12 protein-coding genes are annotated in these 21,431 nt (G+C 40.7%); 2 read left to right on the top strand and 10 right to left on the bottom strand.

Annotation, left to right across the window (positions count from 1 at the left end):
* Positions 1 to 672 precede the first annotated feature (672 nt).
* Together fusA (H4J41_RS16540) and H4J41_RS16535 are read left to right on the top strand one after the other, a co-directional pair.
* Positions 673 to 2,778 (top strand): elongation factor G, encoded by a 2,106-nt coding sequence (gene fusA, locus H4J41_RS16540; RefSeq protein WP_182137233.1) that lies wholly within the window; start codon positions 673 to 675, stop codon positions 2,776 to 2,778.
* 235 nt (positions 2,779 to 3,013) lie between these two features.
* Positions 3,014 to 5,017: a methyl-accepting chemotaxis protein gene (locus tag H4J41_RS16535; RefSeq protein ID WP_182137232.1), complete on the top strand. Its 2,004-nt coding sequence runs from the start codon at positions 3,014 to 3,016 to the stop codon at positions 5,015 to 5,017.
* A 433-nt stretch (positions 5,018 to 5,450) separates the two neighbouring features.
* Here the strand turns inward: H4J41_RS16535 and tuf are convergent, their stop codons facing one another.
* From tuf to rplK, 10 genes are all read right to left on the bottom strand, one after another.
* Entirely contained in the window at positions 5,451 to 6,635 is a 1,185-nt protein-coding gene (tuf, locus tag H4J41_RS16530; protein ID WP_182137223.1) for an elongation factor Tu, read from the bottom strand.
* 68 nt (positions 6,636 to 6,703) lie between these two features.
* The gene (fusA, locus tag H4J41_RS16525) at positions 6,704 to 8,800 is read right to left on the bottom strand and encodes an elongation factor G (protein ID WP_182137231.1); all 2,097 of its coding nucleotides are present in this window, start codon (positions 8,798 to 8,800) and stop codon (positions 6,704 to 6,706) included.
* A gap of 141 nt (positions 8,801 to 8,941) precedes the next feature.
* On the bottom strand, positions 8,942 to 9,415 hold the full coding sequence (rpsG, locus tag H4J41_RS16520; RefSeq protein ID WP_182137230.1) for a 30S ribosomal protein S7: 474 nt from the start codon (positions 9,413 to 9,415) through the stop codon (positions 8,942 to 8,944).
* A 96-nt stretch (positions 9,416 to 9,511) separates the two neighbouring features.
* Positions 9,512 to 9,886 (bottom strand): 30S ribosomal protein S12, encoded by a 375-nt coding sequence (rpsL, locus tag H4J41_RS16515; RefSeq protein WP_011045492.1) that lies wholly within the window; start codon positions 9,884 to 9,886, stop codon positions 9,512 to 9,514.
* A 213-nt stretch (positions 9,887 to 10,099) separates the two neighbouring features.
* Positions 10,100 to 14,305 (bottom strand): DNA-directed RNA polymerase subunit beta', encoded by a 4,206-nt coding sequence (gene rpoC, locus H4J41_RS16510; protein WP_182137229.1) that lies wholly within the window; start codon positions 14,303 to 14,305, stop codon positions 10,100 to 10,102.
* 105 nt (positions 14,306 to 14,410) lie between these two features.
* Positions 14,411 to 18,439, bottom strand: coding sequence for a DNA-directed RNA polymerase subunit beta (gene rpoB, locus H4J41_RS16505; protein WP_182137228.1), 4,029 nt, complete (start codon positions 18,437 to 18,439; stop codon positions 14,411 to 14,413).
* Positions 18,440 to 18,637: 198 nt separating this feature from the next.
* A complete protein-coding gene (gene rplL / locus H4J41_RS16500) occupies positions 18,638 to 19,000 on the bottom strand; it encodes a 50S ribosomal protein L7/L12 (protein ID WP_146877795.1) in 363 nt (120 codons plus the stop codon).
* A gap of 100 nt (positions 19,001 to 19,100) precedes the next feature.
* Positions 19,101 to 19,595: a 50S ribosomal protein L10 gene (rplJ, locus tag H4J41_RS16495; RefSeq protein ID WP_182137227.1), complete on the bottom strand. Its 495-nt coding sequence runs from the start codon at positions 19,593 to 19,595 to the stop codon at positions 19,101 to 19,103.
* Positions 19,596 to 19,906: 311 nt separating this feature from the next.
* A complete protein-coding gene (gene rplA, locus H4J41_RS16490) occupies positions 19,907 to 20,602 on the bottom strand; it encodes a 50S ribosomal protein L1 (protein WP_182137226.1) in 696 nt (231 codons plus the stop codon).
* A 2-nt stretch (positions 20,603 to 20,604) separates the two neighbouring features.
* On the bottom strand, positions 20,605 to 21,033 hold the full coding sequence (rplK, locus tag H4J41_RS16485) for a 50S ribosomal protein L11 (protein WP_182137225.1): 429 nt from the start codon (positions 21,031 to 21,033) through the stop codon (positions 20,605 to 20,607).
* Positions 21,034 to 21,431 lie beyond the last annotated feature (398 nt).

Here is a 21,431-nt window from a genome sequence, read left to right as displayed (position 1 = left end):
TGTAAGGGCGTATAAATGTTGAGTCTGAACAACACTCAATAAGCTTAGGCCAGCAAGCAAAACCTTCTATAAATAGCTTTAATAAACAAGAGCAATGATTTTCTGCTCGCGTCGATGAGTTATTCCATTATCAATGAAGCAGTCTCGCCACTGTTGCTATTAAAGCAGCACTGAACCTAATTACTGATAATGGCACTTACCTTCGAATTGTCCTTTAATCTGATTGCCTAGTTTAGTGGTAAAAGAGTATATTGCAGTAAGTCGGGTATAGTCTTATTACATTATGATGGTGTTTGCTCAATAGAGACTAATATTAGATGGTTTAATCTAGGCTAAAAATATTCACTCAAGCGGTATAGATAATGTCAAAACACTATCAACACAATGTCAAAACAATATTTAAGGCCATATTGCCTTGATTCAAATTTCATTGCAGTTTTCAATTACTATATTTAATAGCCATATATAAGCAGAGCTATTGGTTTGTTATTTTTTTATTTATTATCTCAATACCACCAAATATGCTTCACAACTGAGCTTTTTAACTGCGCTGAGCAAAAATTAGCAAACTTAAATGATTTTTTATGTCGATTCGTCTTGAGTAATGGTATACTCGCGCGCAAATTTTCAACAATTCCGCTTTTTTAGTAGCGACTTAAATAGAGTAAAGTAATGGCAGATTTATCTAAATACAGAAACATTGGTATCTTCGCTCACGTTGATGCTGGTAAAACCACAACAACTGAACGTATCCTTAAACTTACCGGTCAGATCCATAAAACAGGTGAAGTACATGATGGTGAATCTACGACTGACTTCATGGAACAAGAAGCTGAGCGCGGTATTACCATCCAGTCTGCTGCGGTAAGCTGTTTTTGGGACGATCACCGTTTTAACGTAATCGATACTCCTGGTCACGTTGATTTCACCGTTGAAGTTTACCGTTCACTTAAAGTACTTGATGGCGGTATTGGTGTATTTTGTGGCTCTGGTGGTGTTGAGCCACAATCAGAAACTAACTGGCGTTATGCGAATGACTCAAAAGTTGCCCGTATTATCTTTGTAAACAAATTAGACCGTTTAGGTGCTGATTTTTATCGTGTTGTTAAACAAACTGAGACAGTACTTGGTGCTAACCCACTTATCATGGTGTTGCCAATTGGTGAAGAAGATGAGTTTGTTGGTGTTGTTGACCTACTTACCCGCAAAGCATGGATATGGGATGCAACCGGTCTTCCAGAAAACTTCGAAATCACTGATGTACCTGCAGACATGGTTGATAAAGTAGAAGAATACCGCGAAATGCTGCTTGAAACTGCTCTTGAGCAAGATGATGATCTTTTCGAAGCCTATCTAGAAGAAGGCACAGAGCCATCTATGGAAGACATCAAACGTTGTATCCGTAAAGGCACACGTACTATGGACTTCTTCCCTACTTACTGTGGTTCTGCGTTTAAAAACAAAGGTGTTCAAAACATTCTTGATGCCGTTGTTGATTACTTACCATCACCAGTGGATGTTGATCCACAACCACTTACTGATGAAGAAGGTGAGCCTAATGGTAAATACGCAATCGTTTCTGCAGATGAAACATTCAAAGCGTTAGCATTCAAAATCACTGATGACCGTTTTGGTACATTAACTTTCGTACGTATCTATTCAGGTACGTTGAAGAAAGGCGATAGCATTCTTAATGCTGCAACAGGAAAAACTGAGCGTGTTGGCCGCATGTGTGAAATGCAAGCCGATGACCGTAACGAACTTACTTCAGCACAAGCCGGTGATATCATCGCGATTGTTGGTATGAAAAGTAACGTTCAGACAGGTCACACATTATGTGATCCAAAGCACCCAATCATCCTAGAAGCTATGGTATTCCCTAAGCCTGTAATTTCAATTTCTGTGACACCAAAAGATAAAGGTTCAACGGAAAAAATGGGTATTGCTATCGGTAAAATGGTTGCTGAAGATCCAACATTCCAAGTTGAAACTGACATAGATTCAGGTGAAACAATCTTATCTGGTATGGGTGAACTTCACTTAGATATCAAAGTAGATATTCTAAAACGTACTTACGGTGTTGAATTAGCTGTTGGTAAACCACAAGTTGCTTACCGTGAAACTATTACTCAAGAAATTGATGATAGCTATACGCATAAGAAACAATCGGGTGGTTCTGGTCAATTTGGTAAAATTGATTATATTATCCGTCCAGGTGAACCAAATTCTGGTTTTACATTCTCATCAAAAGTTGTTGGTGGTAATGTACCAAAAGAATTCTTCCCAGCTATTGAAAAAGGCTTCAAAGGCATGATGGATACTGGTGTTCTTGCTGGTTTCCCTGTACTTGACGTTGAAATTGAATTGTACGATGGTGGCTTCCATGCTGTCGATTCATCTGCTGTTGCATTTGAACTCGCTGCTCGTGGTGCTTTCCGTCAATCAATTCCAAAAGCTGGTGCCCAGTTAATCGAACCTATCATGAAAGTTGATGTGTTTACGCCTGATGATCACGTTGGTGATGTTATTGGTGATTTAAACCGTCGTCGTGGCATGATCGCAGGTCAAGATGCTGGTGTTTCTGGTGTTCGTATTAAAGCTGATGTACCACTTTCAGAAATGTTTGGTTACATCGGAACTTTACGTACAATGACATCAGGTCGTGGTCAATTCTCTATGGAATTCTCTCACTACTCTCCATGTCCAAGCAACGTGGCAGAAGCCGTTATTGCTGAAGTAAAAGAAATGAAAGAAGCTAAAGCTAAAGCTAAAAAGTAATTCACTTACTTTAGTCTTTTTATAAAAGGATGCTTCGGCATCCTTTTTTATTGCCTAAAACATCTTCAGCAAGCGCGCGCAAAATATAGCCATGAGATAAAGCACATGATACTATTTTCTTTAAGTGCTGATGTTTTATGAATGTTTCATCCACTTGTTATTACTGACGTTATTACTGATGTTAGTACGATTTACCCCCTTAATAATAAGATTTCTCAAATAGGTATTAAATAGTATGTTCAATTTTTTTAGTCAATCAATAATGCGAAAATTGGTGATTACCATATCAAGCGCAGTTGCCATACTACTGGTCATTACCTCATTCTTTATTTTATCCAATGTGAGTGATAATACCAGAGAGCAACTTATCTCTGATATAGAGAATATTGTTACTTTGCAATCAACCAAAGTGAAAGAATTTTTTGTCGCAAAAGGCCAAATAAATCATAGTGTATTTGCTAACCCCTTGGTTATTGATTGGTTTAACAACTACGATAAACGACTTTCCAATATCAGTGATAATAAGCAATACCAAGATGTAACCCGGTATTTTAAATTCTTTTCAGAAAAAGACCCTGCGATAAAAAGTGTATTTTTTGGTAGCGAAAATACCCATGAATATTTCGACTTAAATGGTCGTTATGACGATGAGAAATATTACACCAATGAGCGACCTTGGTGGTCGAGCAGTCTTAGCGCAGCAACAATGTATGTCACTGAACCCGCAGTAGACAATAACGACGGTTCAATTTCAGCAACTATTACTTCACCCTACTATTTACCCGATGGACAATTATTAGGTATTGGTGGTATGGACATTCTAATTACCACCATAGGACATGATTTACTCGCCCCTATTAAATATAAAAACGAAGGAGAAGCCTTCTTAATGACAGACACAGGAAAATTAGTCTTCTTCCCTGGCTTTGATGATAATTTCAAACCTGGAGACACTATGGCCAGTGTAGATAGCCAATTCTCAAACACATCGGGCTTTTCACAATTGCAAACAACTCTTGCCCAGAACGATAGTGGCATTACCCAGGTATCTCTGCGTGGCATAGACTATCAAGTCATTTTTAATCAAGTCAAAAGTGACTATCCGCTAATGAATTGGAAACTTGGCTTTCTGGTCCCTGAGCAACTAATAGCAAAGCCGGTTGAAGCAGCTTTTAGGTCTTCTGTGGCTATTGTTATCGCGATTATTATTATGATTGCTATTGTTGTGTGGCTAAGCGTATTACCTTTTGTTAAGCGCATAACAAGCCTTAGAAATGCCATGAAAGACATTGCCGATGGCGATGGTGATTTAACCCAAAGAATAGCGCCGTTAAAGAATGATGAAATTGGCAAGTTGGTTGATGAATTCAATCTCTTTGTTGATTCAATTCAACAACTGGTCAGTCAAACTATCGTTATTACTAGAGAAGTGTCAGCTTCAAGTGGTGCCGCAGAGAAAATCGGCAAAAAAACAGTTCATATTGTTGAAGCGCAAAAACGAGAAATAGATCTTGTCGCCACCGCAGCCACCGAATTAGCTCAAACCAGCATCGAGATATCTAACAACACAAATTATTCAAAGCAATTGGTGACGAAAGCTGAAGAGAAAGTGGCCTTAGGCTCTGATGTTGTTAACCAAGCTACCATTGGCATTCAACAACTTTCAAATAATGTTGATGACGCATCACAGGTTGTGCATCAGCTAAAAACAGGCACGCAAACCATTGGTGATGTTGTCACCGTAATACGCAGTATCGCTGAACAAACAAATTTATTGGCGTTAAACGCAGCCATTGAAGCGGCTAGAGCCGGAGAACAAGGCCGAGGCTTTGCTGTTGTTGCTGACGAGGTTCGCACCCTGGCGTCACGTACCCAAGAATCTACCGCTAATATCCAACGCATAATTGAAGAGCTACAAGCAACCGCGGTAAATGCCGTAGGAGTGATGGAGTCTAGTTGCTTGCAGGCAGAAAATAGTGTCCAGCTAACACAGCAAGTACAGCAAGTATTAGCTGATATTGCAGAGGTTATTGGTCAATTTCAAAGCCAAACGTTTGAAGTAGCCCATGCAGTAGAACAACAAGCCAATGTCGCCGAAGAAGTATCGAAAAACATTGAGAACGTTAGAGTGTTAACTGACGATACTGTTGATGTCTCCACAACGATGAAAACTAGTCTGGCCAATTTATCTGATCAAGCTAATTCATTGTCAAAAGTCGTCAACCAATTTAACGTTTAGCCTAAGCGGAAACCTCTTACAGACTGAAAACCGCCGTGGCGTGAATTCATGCTGCGGTTAACACACTACTAAGACGCTAACTTTCTGCTAAAGTTATTGGTTTCAGCATTATCGTCATCACCGCTTTACACTTGTGATGAAAGTAACGCTGATAGGTCAATACCTATCTATGATTTGTGCAGGAAATTGTAGATACCATACTAGCCACTATTGAGCTATTCGCACTTTACTATACTCAGCTACAAAACAAAAAAGACGCCTAAGCGTCTTTTTTTTATCGTGTTAACGTGTTCTAAAATCAAGCAACGATTCGTTAAGGTAATAGCAGATACCAGACCAACAACTATTGACCTATTGCCATTTCACTATAGCTCAACTAGAAAACAAAAAAGACGCCTAAGCGTCTTTTTTATCGTGTTAATGTCTTCTAAAATTAAGCGATAATTTTAGATACAACACCAGCACCAACTGTACGACCACCTTCACGGATAGCGAAGCGTAAACCTTCGTCCATCGCAACTGGGTTGATAAGCTCTACAACAAACTTCAAGTTGTCGCCTGGCATTACCATTTCAACACCTTCAGGAAGCTCTACTGCACCAGTAATATCCGTTGTACGGAAGTAAAACTGTGGACGGTAGCCTTTAAAGAATGGCGTATGACGACCACCTTCATCTTTGCTTAGTACATAAACTTCTGACTCAAACTTAGTATGAGGTAAAATTGAACCAGGCTTACATAGTACTTGACCACGTTCAACGTCTTCACGCTTAAGACCACGAAGAAGAACACCACAGTTCTCGCCAGCACGACCTTCGTCAAGAAGCTTACGGAACATTTCAACACCAGTACAAGTAGATGTTTGTGTGTCACGAATACCAACAACTTCAACTGCGTCGCCGATTTTAACAATACCGCGTTCAACACGACCTGTTACAACCGTACCACGACCTGAGATTGAGAATACATCTTCGATAGGCATGATGAATGCTCCGTCGATTGCACGCTCTGGCTCTGGAATGTAGTTATCTAATGCATCAGCAAGTTCGATTACTTTCGCTTCCCATTTCTCGTCGCCTTGAAGAGCGCCAAGTGCTGAACCTTGAATTACCGGTAAATCATCACCTGGGAAGTCATATTCAGAAAGAAGTTCACGAACTTCCATTTCTACTAATTCTAATAATTCATCATCATCAACAACATCACATTTGTTCATGAATACTATGATGAAAGGTACGCCAACTTGACGTGATAACAAGATGTGCTCACGTGTTTGTGGCATAGGACCATCTGTAGCAGCAACTACTAAGATAGCGCCATCCATTTGTGCAGCACCGGTGATCATGTTTTTGATGTAATCGGCGTGACCAGGACAATCTACGTGTGCATAGTGACGTGCAGCTGTATCGTACTCAATGTGAGAAGTATTAATCGTAATACCACGTTCACGTTCTTCAGGAGCGTTATCGATTTGTGCGAAATCTTTAACTTCACCACCGTGAACTTTAGTTAATACTGCAGAGATAGCAGCTGTTAAAGTTGTTTTACCGTGATCGACGTGACCAATAGTACCAACGTTAACATGCGGTTTTAAACGTTCAAATTTTGCTTTAGCCATTTTTCAATTACCTTAAAGTTTATTAAAAGCCCGGCCAAAAGACCGAGCCAGACTTTCAAAAAGCCTTACTAAGATTCAATTATTTTGTCGGCAACAGCCTTTGGTGCTTCACTGTATTCGTGAAACTCCATTGAATATGATGCGCGACCTTGAGTTGCACTACGCAATGCAGTAGCGTAACCAAACATTTCAGATAGCGGTACAAATGCATTCACTATCTTCGAACCAGCTGGACCTTCGTCCATGCCATCGATCATGCCACGGCGACGGTTTAAGTCACCAACAACATCACCCATGTTTGCGTCTGGCGTAATAACTTCGACTTTCATCATAGGCTCAAGAATTACCGGTGACGCTTTTAGCGCCCCTTGTCTAAAACCAATCGATGCAGCGACTTTAAACGCCATTTCGTTTGAGTCAACTTCATGAAAAGAGCCATCGAAGAGTGTGACTTTGATGTCTAATAACGGGTAACCCGCCAACACACCACTGTCCATTTGCTCTCTACAACCCTGTTCAACTGAGGGGATAAATTCTTTTGGAACACTACCACCGACAATTTCATTGACAAACTCGAAGCCTTCACCTTTTGGCAAGGGCTCCATTTTCAACCAAACATGACCAAATTGACCACGACCACCTGATTGACGAACAAATTTACCTTCCACTTCAACTGCTGAACGAATGGTTTCGCGATAAGCCACTTGTGGATTACCGACATTACATTCAACGCCAAATTCACGTTTCATACGTTCAACTAGAATATCGAGGTGTAATTCCCCCATACCTGAAATGATGGTTTGACCCGTTTCTTCATCAGAGACTACTCTAAATGACGGATCTTCTGCGGCCAATTTACCTAACGCAATGCCCATTTTTTCTTGGGAAGCGACAGTTTTTGGCTCAACTGCTACAGAAATTACTGGTTCAGGAAACTCCATTCGTTCGAGCGTGATCACATGATTTACATCACATAAAGTATCACCTGTAGTGACATCTTTAAGACCAATAGCCGCAGCTATATCGCCCGCTCTTACTTCTTTAATTTCCTGACGGTCATTTGCATGCATTTGCACAATACGACCTAAACGTTCTTTTTTACCTTTCACAGGATTGTATATACTGTCACCAGTTTTTACTACACCTGAATAGACGCGAAAGAACGTTAACGTACCGACAAATGGGTCAGTGGCGATTTTAAATGCTAAAGCAGCAAATGGCGCTTTATCATCAGCTTCGCGAAAACCTTCAGTTTCGTTTTTGTCGTTATTAATACCTTTTATCGCTTCAACATCAGTTGGCGAAGGTAAAAATTCTACAACAGCATCAAGTACTGCTTGAACGCCTTTGTTTTTGAAAGCTGAGCCACAAGCACAAAGGACAATTTCATTGTTTAGCGTACGGGTACGCAGCGCAGATTTTATTTCTGCTTCGGATAAGTCACCTTCTTCAAGGTATTTATCCATTAATTCTTCAGAGGCTTCTGCAGCTTCAGAGACCAGATGTTCATGCCAATGTTCGGCTTGCTCTAGCATCTCTGCTGGGATATCTTCATAAGTAAAAGTCATACCCTGGTCACTTTCGTTCCAGTTAATGGCTTTCATCTTTATTAAGTCGACAACACCAGTAAAGTCATCTTCAGCGCCGATTGCTAAATGAATAGGCACTGCATTAGCTTTCAAGCGAGAATTAAGTTGCTCAACTACTAATAAGAAGTCTGCACCTGTGCGGTCCATCTTATTAACAAAAACTAGCCGTGGAACAGAGTATTTCTCCATTTGACGCCAAACAGTTTCTGTTTGTGGTTGAACTCCTGAAGAAGCACATAATACTAATACCGCACCGTCTAATACACGTAATGAGCGTTCTACTTCAATCGTAAAATCTACGTGACCAGGGGTGTCGATGATATTAATGCGATGGTCTTCAAACTGGGCTTGCATGCCTTTCCAGAAACAAGTTGTTGCCGCAGAAGTTATGGTTATACCACGCTCTTGCTCTTGCTCCATCCAGTCCATAGTGGCTGCGCCATCATGAACTTCGCCGATCTTATGTGAAAGACCAGTGTAGAAAAGTACCCTTTCTGTTGTTGTCGTTTTACCGGCATCGACATGAGCACAAATACCAATGTTTCGGTAACGCTCAATAGGGGTTATACGTGCCACAATTACTTCCTCTTTCTGAGACTTTATCTCAGATTATAAAACAGTTGTGGTTATCACTTTATATCAATGTTGATACACGGTGATAACCACGGCATTACGCTTGTTACTATAAAATTAGCAAAGCTTGCTAATTCATAGTGCCTACCAACGGTAGTGAGCGAATGCTTTGTTAGCTTCGGCCATACGGTGAACGTCTTCACGTTTCTTAACCGCTGAACCTTTGCTGTCAGACGCATCTAACATTTCGTTAGCTAGGCGCTGAGCCATTGATTTTTCACCACGTTTACGAGATGCTTCAACTAACCAACGCATGGCTAGTGCATTACGACGCACAGGACGAACTTCAACTGGAACTTGATAAGTAGAACCACCAACACGACGAGACTTTACTTCCACTTGTGGGCGGATGTTGTCTAACGCTGTTTCGAATAACTCAAGGTGAGTCTTCTCAGTGTCTTTCTCAGTTAAAATGTCTAATGCACCGTAAACAATTTTTTCTGCAGTAGATTTTTTACCATCAACCATAAGGATGTTGATGAATTTTGCTAAAAGTTCGTTATGGAACTTAGGATCTGGCAATATCTTACGTTGCCCTACGACGCGTCTTCTTGGCATCTTAATTCTCCGTTGTTTTCAGGTATAACCCAAAATTTAATATTTTATTTGGCCTTACTTAACGCTTTCTATCTCTAATTAAAGAAATAAAATAGCTTAAGATTTAGGTCGTTTAGCACCGTATTTAGAACGGCCTTGTCTTCTGTCGCTTACACCTGAACAATCAAGTGCACCACGAACGGTGTGGTAACGCACACCTGGTAAATCTTTAACACGACCACCACGAATCAAGATAACACTATGTTCTTGTAAGTTATGACCTTCACCACCGATGTATGAAGTTACTTCGAAGCCGTTAGTTAAACGAACACGAGCTACTTTACGTAATGCTGAGTTAGGTTTTTTTGGTGTAGTTGTATACACACGAGTACATACGCCACGACGTTGTGGACAAGCTTGTAACGCTGGTACGTTACTTTTAGTTACTTGTCTTACACGTGGTTTACGTACTAATTGGTTAATAGTTGCCATTAAATAGCTCCCGATTAGTTAAATTTGTGTAAATTCCAATCAATGGGGAAATTTACACCCTTATAAACGTGAAAATCCGCGACCTCATATTCAATACCTAAAAGTAGGGAATACAGGGTCGCGGAATTCTATAGGTCAAGCTTTAACCTGTCAAGCTTTACTCGCAATAGACAGGTTAATCATCTGCTTTAACCACTTTTTCAATACGATTGCCTAAGAAGACAAATCTGCATTCAAAGCATCCGTTAATGCTTGCGCTGCGTCGTCAGCTGATACTGTTACTTCTTCTACAGGAACGGCGTTTTTAGCACGCGCTCGTTCTTGATGATAAGAATAACCTGTACCTGCTGGGATTAAGCGACCAACAATAACATTCTCTTTTAAGCCACGAAGTTTATCTTTCTTACCAGCTACCGCTGCTTCAGTCAGTACACGCGTCGTTTCTTGGAAAGAGGCTGCCGAGATGAATGACTCAGTGGCTAATGATGCTTTAGTAATACCCATCATTTGCATTTCGTATTCAGCCGGTTGTTTACCTGCAGCTTCTAATTCACGATTAGAGATATTGACACGGGCAACTTCCAGGATTTCGCCTTTAAGGAAGGTGCTATCACCGGCATCTAAGATCTCACACTTGCGGATCATTTGACGCACGATAACTTCAATATGCTTATCGTTAATCTTAACACCTTGCAAACGGTACACTTCTTGTACTTCGTTAACAATATAGTTAGCTACTGGCGCTACACCACGTAAACGTAAGATGTCATGTGGAGACTCTGGACCATCGGCAATAACTTCACCTTTAAGTACAGATTCACCTTCAAACACGTTTAATTGACGCATTTTAGGGATCATCTCTTCGTATACTTCACCACTGGGTTGTGTGATTAATAAACGCACTTTACCTTTAGTTTCTTTACCGAAGGCGATGATACCTGTCTTCTCAGCTAGTATCGCTGGAAGTTTTGGCTTACGCGCTTCAAATAAATCAGCTACACGTGGCAAACCACCGGTAATATCACGCGTTTTTGACGACGCTTGAGGAATACGCGCTAACGCATCACCAATACCAACTTCTGCACCATCTTCTAGGTTAACAATTGCATTACCTGGTAAGAAGTATTGTGCTGGAATTTCAGTACCCGCGATCATCACATCGTTGCCTTTAGCATCAACCAATTTAACTGCTGGGCGCATTTCTTTACCCGCAGTATTACGTTGACCAACATCTGTGACTACGATACTTGATAAACCCGTAAGATCATCAGTTTGGCGAACCATAGTTACGCCATCAATAAGCTCAACGAACTGCACCTTACCGGCTACTTCTGTGATAATAGGATGCGTATGCGGGTCCCAGTTGGCAATGATATCGCCTGAGTTTAGTACTTCGCCATCTTTCTTATTAAGAATGGTACCGTAAGGTACTTTATAACGCTCTTTCTCACGACCAAGCTCATCAATTACGGTTAGCTCAGATGAACGAGAGGTAATCACTAAGTGATCTTCAGAGTTAGTTACAAATTTAGCATTTTGTAATTTCAGTGTACCTGTATTCTTAACCTGTACGTTGTTCTCTGCTGATGCACGAGATGCCGCACCACCAATATGGAACGTACGCATAGTTAACTGTGTACCTGGTTCACCGATAGATTGTGCTGCCACAACGCCAATCGCTTCACCTTGGTTGATCATATGTCCACGAGCCAAATCACGGCCGTAACAATGAGCACAAATACCAAAATCGGTTTTACAGGTAATGATTGAACGTACTTTCATTTGATCAATTGAGTTTTCTTCAATGAAATCACATAAAGCTTCGTCAATTAGCGTATTACGAGGTAATAGAACTTCGTCAGTACCTGGCTTGACAACATCTTCAGCTACAACACGACCGAGCACACGTTCGCGTAACGGCTCAACAACATCACCACCTTCAATCAATGGCGTCATTTGTAAACCGTCTAATGTTCCACAGTCATGTTCGGTTACGACCAAATCTTGTGCAACATCAACTAAACGACGAGTTAAGTAACCCGAGTTAGCTGTTTTCAATGCCGTATCGGCCAAACCTTTACGCGCACCATGAGTCGAGATGAAGTATTGTAATACGTTCAAACCTTCACGGAAGTTAGCGGTAATTGGTGTTTCGATGATTGAACCATCTGGCTTAGCCATCAAACCACGCATACCTGCAAGCTGACGAATCTGCGCAGCACTACCACGAGCACCTGAATCGGCCATCATGTAGATTGAGTTGAAAGAGTCTTGCTCTTCTGGCTCACCATGACGGTTAATAACAGTTTCTTTTGATAAGTTGTCCATCATAGCTTTCGAGATTTTCTCGTTGGCAGATGACCAGATATCAATAACTTTGTTGTATTTTTCACCCTGAGTTACAAGACCTTGCTCGAACTGAGTTTGAATTTCTTTAACTTCTTCTTCTGAATCTTCGATGATGGTGTATTTCGCTTCTGGAATAACCATGTCGTCGATACCAACTGAAGCACCCGCGATCATCGCGTAGTGGAAACCTGTGTACATAATTTGGTCAGCAAAGATAACGGTATCTTTAAGACCTAAGTTACGATACGCATGGTTAATCAGTTTTGAAATTGGCTTTTTACCTAGTGGCTGATCAATAAGATCATAAGGCATGCCATCTGGACATACTTGCCATAAGATTGCACGACCAACAGTGGTATCGCGCAGCTTAGTTACCGGTTCAAAAACACCATCACTGTTACGAACATGTTCAGTAATACGAACTTTCACGCGGGCATGAAGTTCAGTAAAACCTGTACGGTAAGCTTTTTCAACTTCTTTGATGTCGGTAAAAACCATACCTTCACCTAAACCATTCACACGATCGCGCGTTAGGTAATATAGACCTAATACAACATCTTGTGATGGTACGATGATTGGATCACCGTTCGCTGGAGAAAGTACGTTGTTCGTTGACATCATCAACGTACGTGCTTCCATTTGTGCTTCGATTGTCAACGGTACGTGTACCGCCATTTGGTCACCATCGAAATCGGCGTTATAGGCCGCACAAACTAATGGATGCAAATGAATCGCTTTACCTTCAATTAATACAGGTTCAAACGCTTGGATACCCAATCTATGAAGTGTTGGTGCACGGTTAAGCATAACCGGATGTTCACGAATTACTTCGTCAAGTACATCCCAAACTTCAGCGCCTTCACGTTCAACTAATTTCTTAGCTGCTTTAATTGTTGTTGCTAAACCACGTGCTTCTAATTTACCGTAAATAAATGGTTTGAATAACTCAAGTGCCATTTTCTTAGGTAAACCACACTGATGTAAGCGTAGCGTTGGACCAACAGTGATTACTGAACGACCAGAATAATCAACACGTTTACCCAATAAATTCTGACGGAAACGACCTTGCTTACCTTTGATCATATCGGCAAGAGATTTAAGAGGACGTTTGTTAGAACCAGTAATAGCGCGACCACGACGACCGTTATCTAATAATGCATCAACAGATTCTTGCAACATACGCTTTTCGTTACGTACGATAATATCTGGTGCTACTAGATCTAGAAGACGTTTTAAACGGTTGTTACGGTTAATAACACGACGGTATAAATCGTTTAGATCAGACGTCGCGAAACGACCGCCATCCAATGGTACCAACGGACGTAAATCTGGTGGCAAAATTGGTAAAACGTTCATGATCATCCACTCAGGCTTATTACCTGATGCCGCGAATGCTTCCATTAATTTCAAACGTTTAGTGATTTTCTTACGCTTTGTTTCAGAACCAATTTCAGGTAACTCTTCACGCATTTGCGCTACTTCACCGTCAAGATCAATCTGTTGTAATAACGCAAGTACCGCTTCAGCACCCATTAGGGCGTCAAATTCGTCACCGTGCTCTTCTAACGCATCAAGATATTCTTCTTCGGTTAGAATTTGGCTTTTCTCTAATGTTGTCATACCAGGTTCGGTAACAACGTAAGATTCAAAATAAAGCACACGCTCAATATCACGTAACGTCATGTCTAATAATAGACCGATACGAGATGGTAATGACTTTAAGAACCAAATATGGGCAACTGGACTTGCTAGCTCGATATGACCCATGCGGTCACGACGAACTTTAGTTAATGTAACTTCAACGCCACATTTTTCACAAATTACACCACGGTGCTTAAGGCGTTTGTATTTGCCACAAAGACATTCGTAGTCTTTAACTGGGCCAAAAATACGCGCACAGAACAAACCATCACGTTCCGGCTTAAAAGTACGATAGTTAATCGTCTCAGGTTTCTTTACTTCACCAAATGACCATGAACGAATCATGTCAGGTGAAGCTAGTCCGATGCGAATACCATCGAACTCTTCTGTTTGATTTTGTTGCTTAAGAAACTTAAGTAAATCTTTCACACACTCTCTCCTGTCGGAGTTAAATACCGGAGAGAACAGTTATCTGTTCTCTCCCTGTACTGACTTCAGCTGATGCTAAAAGTCAGCAATGTAGCTTGAGGTAGCTTAGTCCTGATCTAATTCGATGTTGATACCCAACGAACGAATTTCTTTCAACAATACGTTGAATGATTCAGGGATACCCGGCTCCATGCGATGATCACCGTCAACTAAGTTTTTATACATCTTAGTACGACCGTTAACATCATCAGATTTAACCGTTAACATTTCTTGCAAGGTGTAAGCAGCACCGTATGCTTCAAGTGCCCATACTTCCATCTCACCGAAACGCTGACCACCAAACTGTGCTTTACCACCTAGAGGCTGTTGCGTTACTAGCGAGTATGAACCCGTAGAACGTGCATGCATTTTGTCATCTACTAAATGGTTTAGTTTTAACATATACATGTAACCAACCGTCACAGGACGCTCAAAGTTACGACCAGTACGGCCATCTGTCAGCGTAAACTGACCACTTTCAGGCATATCAGCAAGTTTAAATAAGTCTTTAATTTCTTTCTCGCTGGCACCATCAAATACTGGTGTCGCAATAGGAAGACCTGCTCGTAAGTTACCCGCTAAGCGCATGATTTCATCATCTGAGAATGAATCAATATCAACTTCTTGGCGAGATTCACCTAGGTTGTAAACTTCTTTTAAGAATTCACGTAATTTGTGAATTTCTAATTGAGCTTCCAACATACGGTTAATTTTTTCACCGATACCACGTGCAGCCATACCTAAATGTGTTTCTAGGATCTGACCAATGTTCATTCGTGATGGTACACCCAACGGGTTAAGTACTACATCAACAGGAACACCGTATTGGTCATAAGGCATGTCTTCAACTGGTACTACGTTTGAAATAACACCTTTGTTACCATGACGACCGGCCATTTTATCACCTGGCTGGATACGACGCTTAACCGCTAAATACACTTTAATAATTTTTAACACGCCTGGCGCTAAATCAGCACCTTGAGTGATTTTACGACGCTTAACTTCATACTTTTTATCAAAGTCTGCTTTAATGTTGTCGTATTGTTCAGCAATTTGCTCAAGCTCTGACTGTTGACCTTCATCAGCTAAGTTTTGAACTAACCACTTATCACGAGACATGCTGTTAAGATCAGATTCATTTAAACCTGAGCCTAGCAATAATTTTTTCGCACGTGCATAAATACCATCTTCTAAAATACTAAACTCATCACCCAAGTCTTTCTTAACTTGTTTAAGTTGCATTTCTTCGATTTCAACAGCACGAGCATCTTTTTCTACACCGTCACGGGTGAAGATTTGTACATCGATGATGGTACCAGACACTGAGTTAGGTACACGTAAAGAGCTGTCTTTAACGTCAGCCGCTTTTTCACCAAAGATGGCACGTAATAGTTTTTCTTCTGGCGTTAACTGTGTTTCACCTTTAGGAGTAACTTTACCCACTAAGATGTCGCCACCATTAACTTCAGCGCCAATATAAACAACACCCGCTTCATCTAGTTTAGATAATGCAGACTCGCCAACATTTGGAATATCAGCCGTTATTTCTTCGCTGCCTAGCTTAGTGTCACGAGCGATACAAGTTAGCTCTTGAATATGAATCGTCGTAAAACGATCTTCAGTAGCTACACGCTCAGATAACAACATTGAATCTTCGAAGTTGTAACCGTTCCAAGGCATAAATGCGATACGCATGTTCTGACCAAGGGCTAATTCGCCCATGTCCGTTGAAGGACCATCGGCTAGCACATCACCACGAACTACAGGCTCAGCCATACGACAAATTGGACGTTGGTTGATACAAGTGTTTTGGTTTGAACGGGTGTATTTAGTTAGGTTATAAATATCAATACCCGCTTCACCAGCGTGCATTTCATTTTCATTAACTTTAACGACAATACGTGAAGCATCAACGTAAGCAACAACACCACCACGTTTAGCAACAACAGTTACACCAGAGTCAACAGCAACAATTTTCTCCATGCCGGTACCCACAAGTGGTTTATCCACTCTTAGTGTCGGTACTGCTTGACGTTGCATGTTCGAGCCCATCAAGGCTCTGTTCGCATCATCGTGCTCTAGGAATGGGATAAGTGACGCTGCAACAGAAACGATCTGCTGTGGAGAAACATCCATATACTGAACTTGTTCAGCAGACATCAAAGTAAATTCGTTTTTATGACGACAAGCCACTAAGCCTGCGACTAATTTACCTTCTGCATCAACTTCAGCAGTGGTTTGTGCAATAACGAAGTTACCTTCTTCAATAGCAGAAAGGTAATCTATGTCGTCAGTGATTAAACCATCAACAATTTTACGGTAAGGTGTTTCCAAGAAGCCGAAATCGTTAGTACGTGCATAACACGATAACGAGTTGATCAAACCAATGTTTGGACCTTCCGGTGTTTCAATTGGACAAACACGACCATAGTGAGTTGGATGTACATCACGTACTTCAAAACCAGCACGTTCACGTGTCAAACCACCTGGCCCTAAAGCAGAAATACGACGCTTATGCGTCACTTCTGATAACGGGTTGTTTTGATCCATAAATTGTGACAATTGTGATGAACCAAAGAATTCTTTAACGGCAGCAGAAATCGGCTTAGCGTTAATTAAATCTTGTGGCATGATCGCATCTAAGTCACCAAGACTTAAACGTTCACGAACAGCACGTTCAACACGAACTAAACCAACACGGAATTGGTTTTCTGCCATTTCGCCTACAGAGCGAATACGACGGTTACCTAAGTGATCAATATCATCAACTTCACCTTTACCGTCACGTATGCCGATTAAGGTTTTCATCACTGAAATGATGTCTTCTTTAGATAAAACACCAGTACCAATATCATCAGCATTGCCAACACGACGGTTGAACTTCATACGACCTACTGTTGACAGGTCATAACGCTCTAATGCAAAAAATAGGTTGTTAAATAGCGTATCGGCTGCGTCTTTTGTTGGCGGCTCGCCTGGACGCATCATACGATAAATTTCCACTAACGCTTCTAAGCGGTTAGTTGAATTGTCAACACGTAGTGTGTCTGACATATATGAACCAACATCAAATTCGTTCATATATAAAGTAGAAAGTACTTTATGGCCAGCTTGGCTTAACTCAGCTAACATTTCTAGCGTGATTTCAGCATTCGCTTCAGCAATGACTTCACCCGTAGATTTGTCAATGTAAGCTTTAGACAGTACTTTACCAACGATATATTCAGCAGGTACTTCTAATTTTTCAAGCTTAGCTTTTTCTAGCGATTTAATATGACGAGCAGTGATACGTCGGCCTTGCTCAACTAAAACATCACCTTTAGGTAATTTTATGTCGAAAGTAGCCGTTTCACCACGTAAGCGTTCTGGAATTAAATCCATTACTAGCTTATCGCCTTTAATAGAAAATTCTGTTGTATCGTAGAAGATATCTAAAATTTCTTCCGTTGAGTACTCTAAAGCACGCAAAATTATCGACGCAGGTAATTTACGACGACGGTCAATACGAACAAATAAGTTATCTTTTGGATCAAATTCGAAATCTAACCATGAACCACGGTAAGGTATAACACGAGCGTTATATAACACTTTACCTGATGAATGCGTTTTTCCTTTATCGTGATCGAAAAACACACCTGGAGAACGGTGTAATTGTGAAACAATAACACGCTCTGTACCATTGATGACAAACGTACCGTTGTCAGTCATTAATGGTATTTCACCCATGTATACTTCTTGTTCTTTGATATCTTTTACTGTGCCTGCCGCCGCTTCTTTATCATAAACGACTAAACGCAATTTAACGCGTAATGGCGCAGAGTAGGTGATACCGCGGATTTGACATTCTTTGACGTCAAATAACGGTTCGCCCAAACGATAGCTTACAAATTGTAATTCTGAGCTACCAGAATAAGCTTTAATTGGAAAAATAGAATGAAATGCAGCCTCTAGGCCTGTTTCACCTGTTGGATCAATATCAATAAACTTACGGAAAGATTCGAGTTGGATTGATAACAAGAATGGATAATCCATTACTTGAACACTTTTACCAAAGTCCTTACGAATACGTTTCTTTTCAGAGTAAGAGTAAACCATGGGGTTCCTCAGCTTGCTGGTTATGGCCGAATCTGTCTTAAAAAAGACAGGATATAGCAGTGATACTTTTTTTATCAAGCATCAAATAATGCACTGTTTTGGTTTAAAAAAAAACCACTTTCTTTAGCGCAAAAAGGCCGGTGACGTTTAAATCACCAGCCATTGCCTTTTCAGGCAAATAATCTGTTTAAAAACAGACTATTTGATCTCAACAGAAGCACCTGCTTCTTCAAGAGTTTTCTTAAGCGCTTCAGCTTCAGCTTTATCAACGCCTTCTTTAATTGCTTTTGGAGCTGACTCAACTAAATCTTTAGCTTCTTTTAAGCCAAGACCTGTAGCGCCACGAACTGCTTTGATTACAGCAACTTTCTTCTCGCCGAAGCTAGTCATCACTACATCAAATTCAGTTTGTTCTTCAACAGCTTCAGCAGGTCCAGCAGCGGCAACAGCAGCTGATGCAGATACGCCAAATTTTTCTTCCATTGCTTCAATAAGTGCAACAACGTCCATTACTGACATTTCAGCAACTGCGTTTAGGATATCGTCTTTAGAAATAGACATTTTAAATTTCCTGTTCAATTAACAACCTGTTGGCTGTTATAAATAACTATAAATACAAAAAGTGCAAATTGTGCTCTTAAATTTAAGAGATAAACAATTATTAAGCAGCTTCTTGTTCTTTCTGATCGCGTACTGCAGCAATCGTGCGGACCAATTTGCCTGCAGATGCTTCTTTCATTGCGCTCATTAAACGGGCAATTGCTTCGTCGTAAGTTGGTAGCTTAGCTAACATATTTACGTCTACTGAATTGCCTTCAAATGCGGCGGCTTTTAATTCAAACGATGGATTTTTCTTCGCAAAGTCTGTAAATAAACGCGCTGCTGCACCTGGATGCTCGTTTGAGAATGCAATTAACGATGGACCAACCAATGTGTCAGCAACACATTCAAAGTCAGTACCTTGTAAAGCACGACGTGCTAACGTGTTACGGATAACTTTCATCCATACACCATTTGCACGAGCTTCTTTACGTAAAGTCGTTATTGCTTCAACTGCAACACCGCGAGAATCCGCGATTACAGCTGATTGAGCGCCATTAGCAGCTTCTTGAACTTCAGCAACTATTGCTTTTTTGTTATCAAGATTGATAGCCATTGGCTTTACTCCTGGTTCACCGGTAATAAAAAACCGGTATTTACTATCCCTAAGCAAACTAAGATCCGCTTAGGCCGTTACGGCGAGGACCAGAATTAGGAAATACTGGGTAATCACCATCTACGTAGGAAAAATTAAGCTTTCAACGAAGAATCGTCTCGGCTCCTACGGTCTTTGACGGGGTTGTCTAAAATTAATTAACACTAATTTACGCGAATTAAGTAGACAACACCTACCAAAATTTAAGGGGCGAAATTATAGTCTACAATTTAACCCCTGTAAAGCATCGATTACCGACACTTTATTGAAAACTACAGCGTCAAGCTAGCTTGGTTAACGGCAACGCCGGCACCCATAGTAGTTGAAACAGAAATTTTCTTAATGTACTGGCCTTTAGCATTAGCTGGTTTTGCTTTTTTAAGCGCTTCCAATAATGACTCAAGGTTTTCCTGCAATTTAGCATCGTCGAAATCAGCCTTACCAATGGTAGTATGGATGATACCGTTTTTGTCATTGCGGTAGCGGACTTGACCCGCTTTTGCGTTCTTTATTGCAGTAACAACGTCAGGTGTAACTGTGCCAACTTTCGGGTTAGGCATTAGACCACGTGGACCTAAAATCTGACCTAGTTGACCAACAACACGCATAGCATCTGGAGAAGCAATTACCACGTCAAAGTCCATTACACCGGCTTTAACTTGTTCTGCTAAATCTTCCATACCTACGATGTCAGCACCGGCTTCTCTCGCTTTATCAGCGTTAGCGCCTTGCGTAAATACAGCAACACGAACGTCACGGCCTGTACCATTTGGTAATACAGTCGCGCCACGTACGTTTTGATCTGATTTACGAGCATCAATGCCAAGGTTAACAGCAACATCTACGCTTTCACGAAATTTAGCAGTAGCCAATTCTTTTAATAAAGAAAGTGCTTCAGCGATGTCATATTCTTTTAGTACGTCTACTTTTTCACGGATAAGACGAGTGCGTTTTGATAATTTAGTCATAATTAATCCTCTACCACTAAACCCATTGAACGAGCAGAACCCGCAATGGTACGCACTGCAGCTTCCAAAGAACCAGCAGTAAGATCGGCTTCTTTCATCTTAACAATCTCTTCAAGTTGTGCTGTAGTAACAGTACCAACTTTATCAGTGTTAGGACGACCTGAACCACTCTTAACACCAGCAGCTTTTAGAAGTAAATAAGCAGCGGGTGGAGTTTTTGTTTCAAATGTGAAAGAACGGTCAGCATAAACAGTAATAACTACTGGTACTGGAGCGCCTTTTTCCAAAGAATCAGTTTTTGCGTTAAACGCTTTACAAAATTCCATGATATTTACACCGTGTTGACCTAGTGCAGGACCAACTGGCGGTGACGGATTTGCTGCACCAGCAGCAACTTGTAGCTTAATTAAAGCTGTGACTTTTTTAGCCATGGTTTTAATACCTTTAGTATGGGTTCAAACGCTGATGATTTAAAACAGCTCCCCGTTAACAAAAAATCGATTTTTTATTCATCAGATAAAATCATTAGATAAAATCATTAGATAAAATCGGCAGCGGATTATATATTATTACAAGGTGGTAGTGCAAGACATGATGCTTGATTTGTATAAAAAAAGACCGAAATGCGCTATCAGTAAGCCAAGGGGGGATCTACGCCTTCTTTTCTGATTGTTTCCTCCCTGTAAAAACATAATAAAATAATTAACAGGAAGAAAAAAAGAAGGACGACAGGAGAAAGTATAGATCAGGGCATCTTTAAATTTTTAAGTCTCTACTCATTCCCTTCTCATTGTTTCCTCCCTGTAAAAACATAATAAAATAATTAACA

The sequence above is a fragment of the Colwellia sp. MB3u-45 genome (genome assembly GCF_014077005.1).
Lineage (GTDB): Bacteria > Pseudomonadota > Gammaproteobacteria > Enterobacterales > Alteromonadaceae > Cognaticolwellia.
The sequence above is the reverse complement of the archived record's forward strand: the minus strand, read 5'-3'. Positions and strand labels throughout refer to the sequence as shown.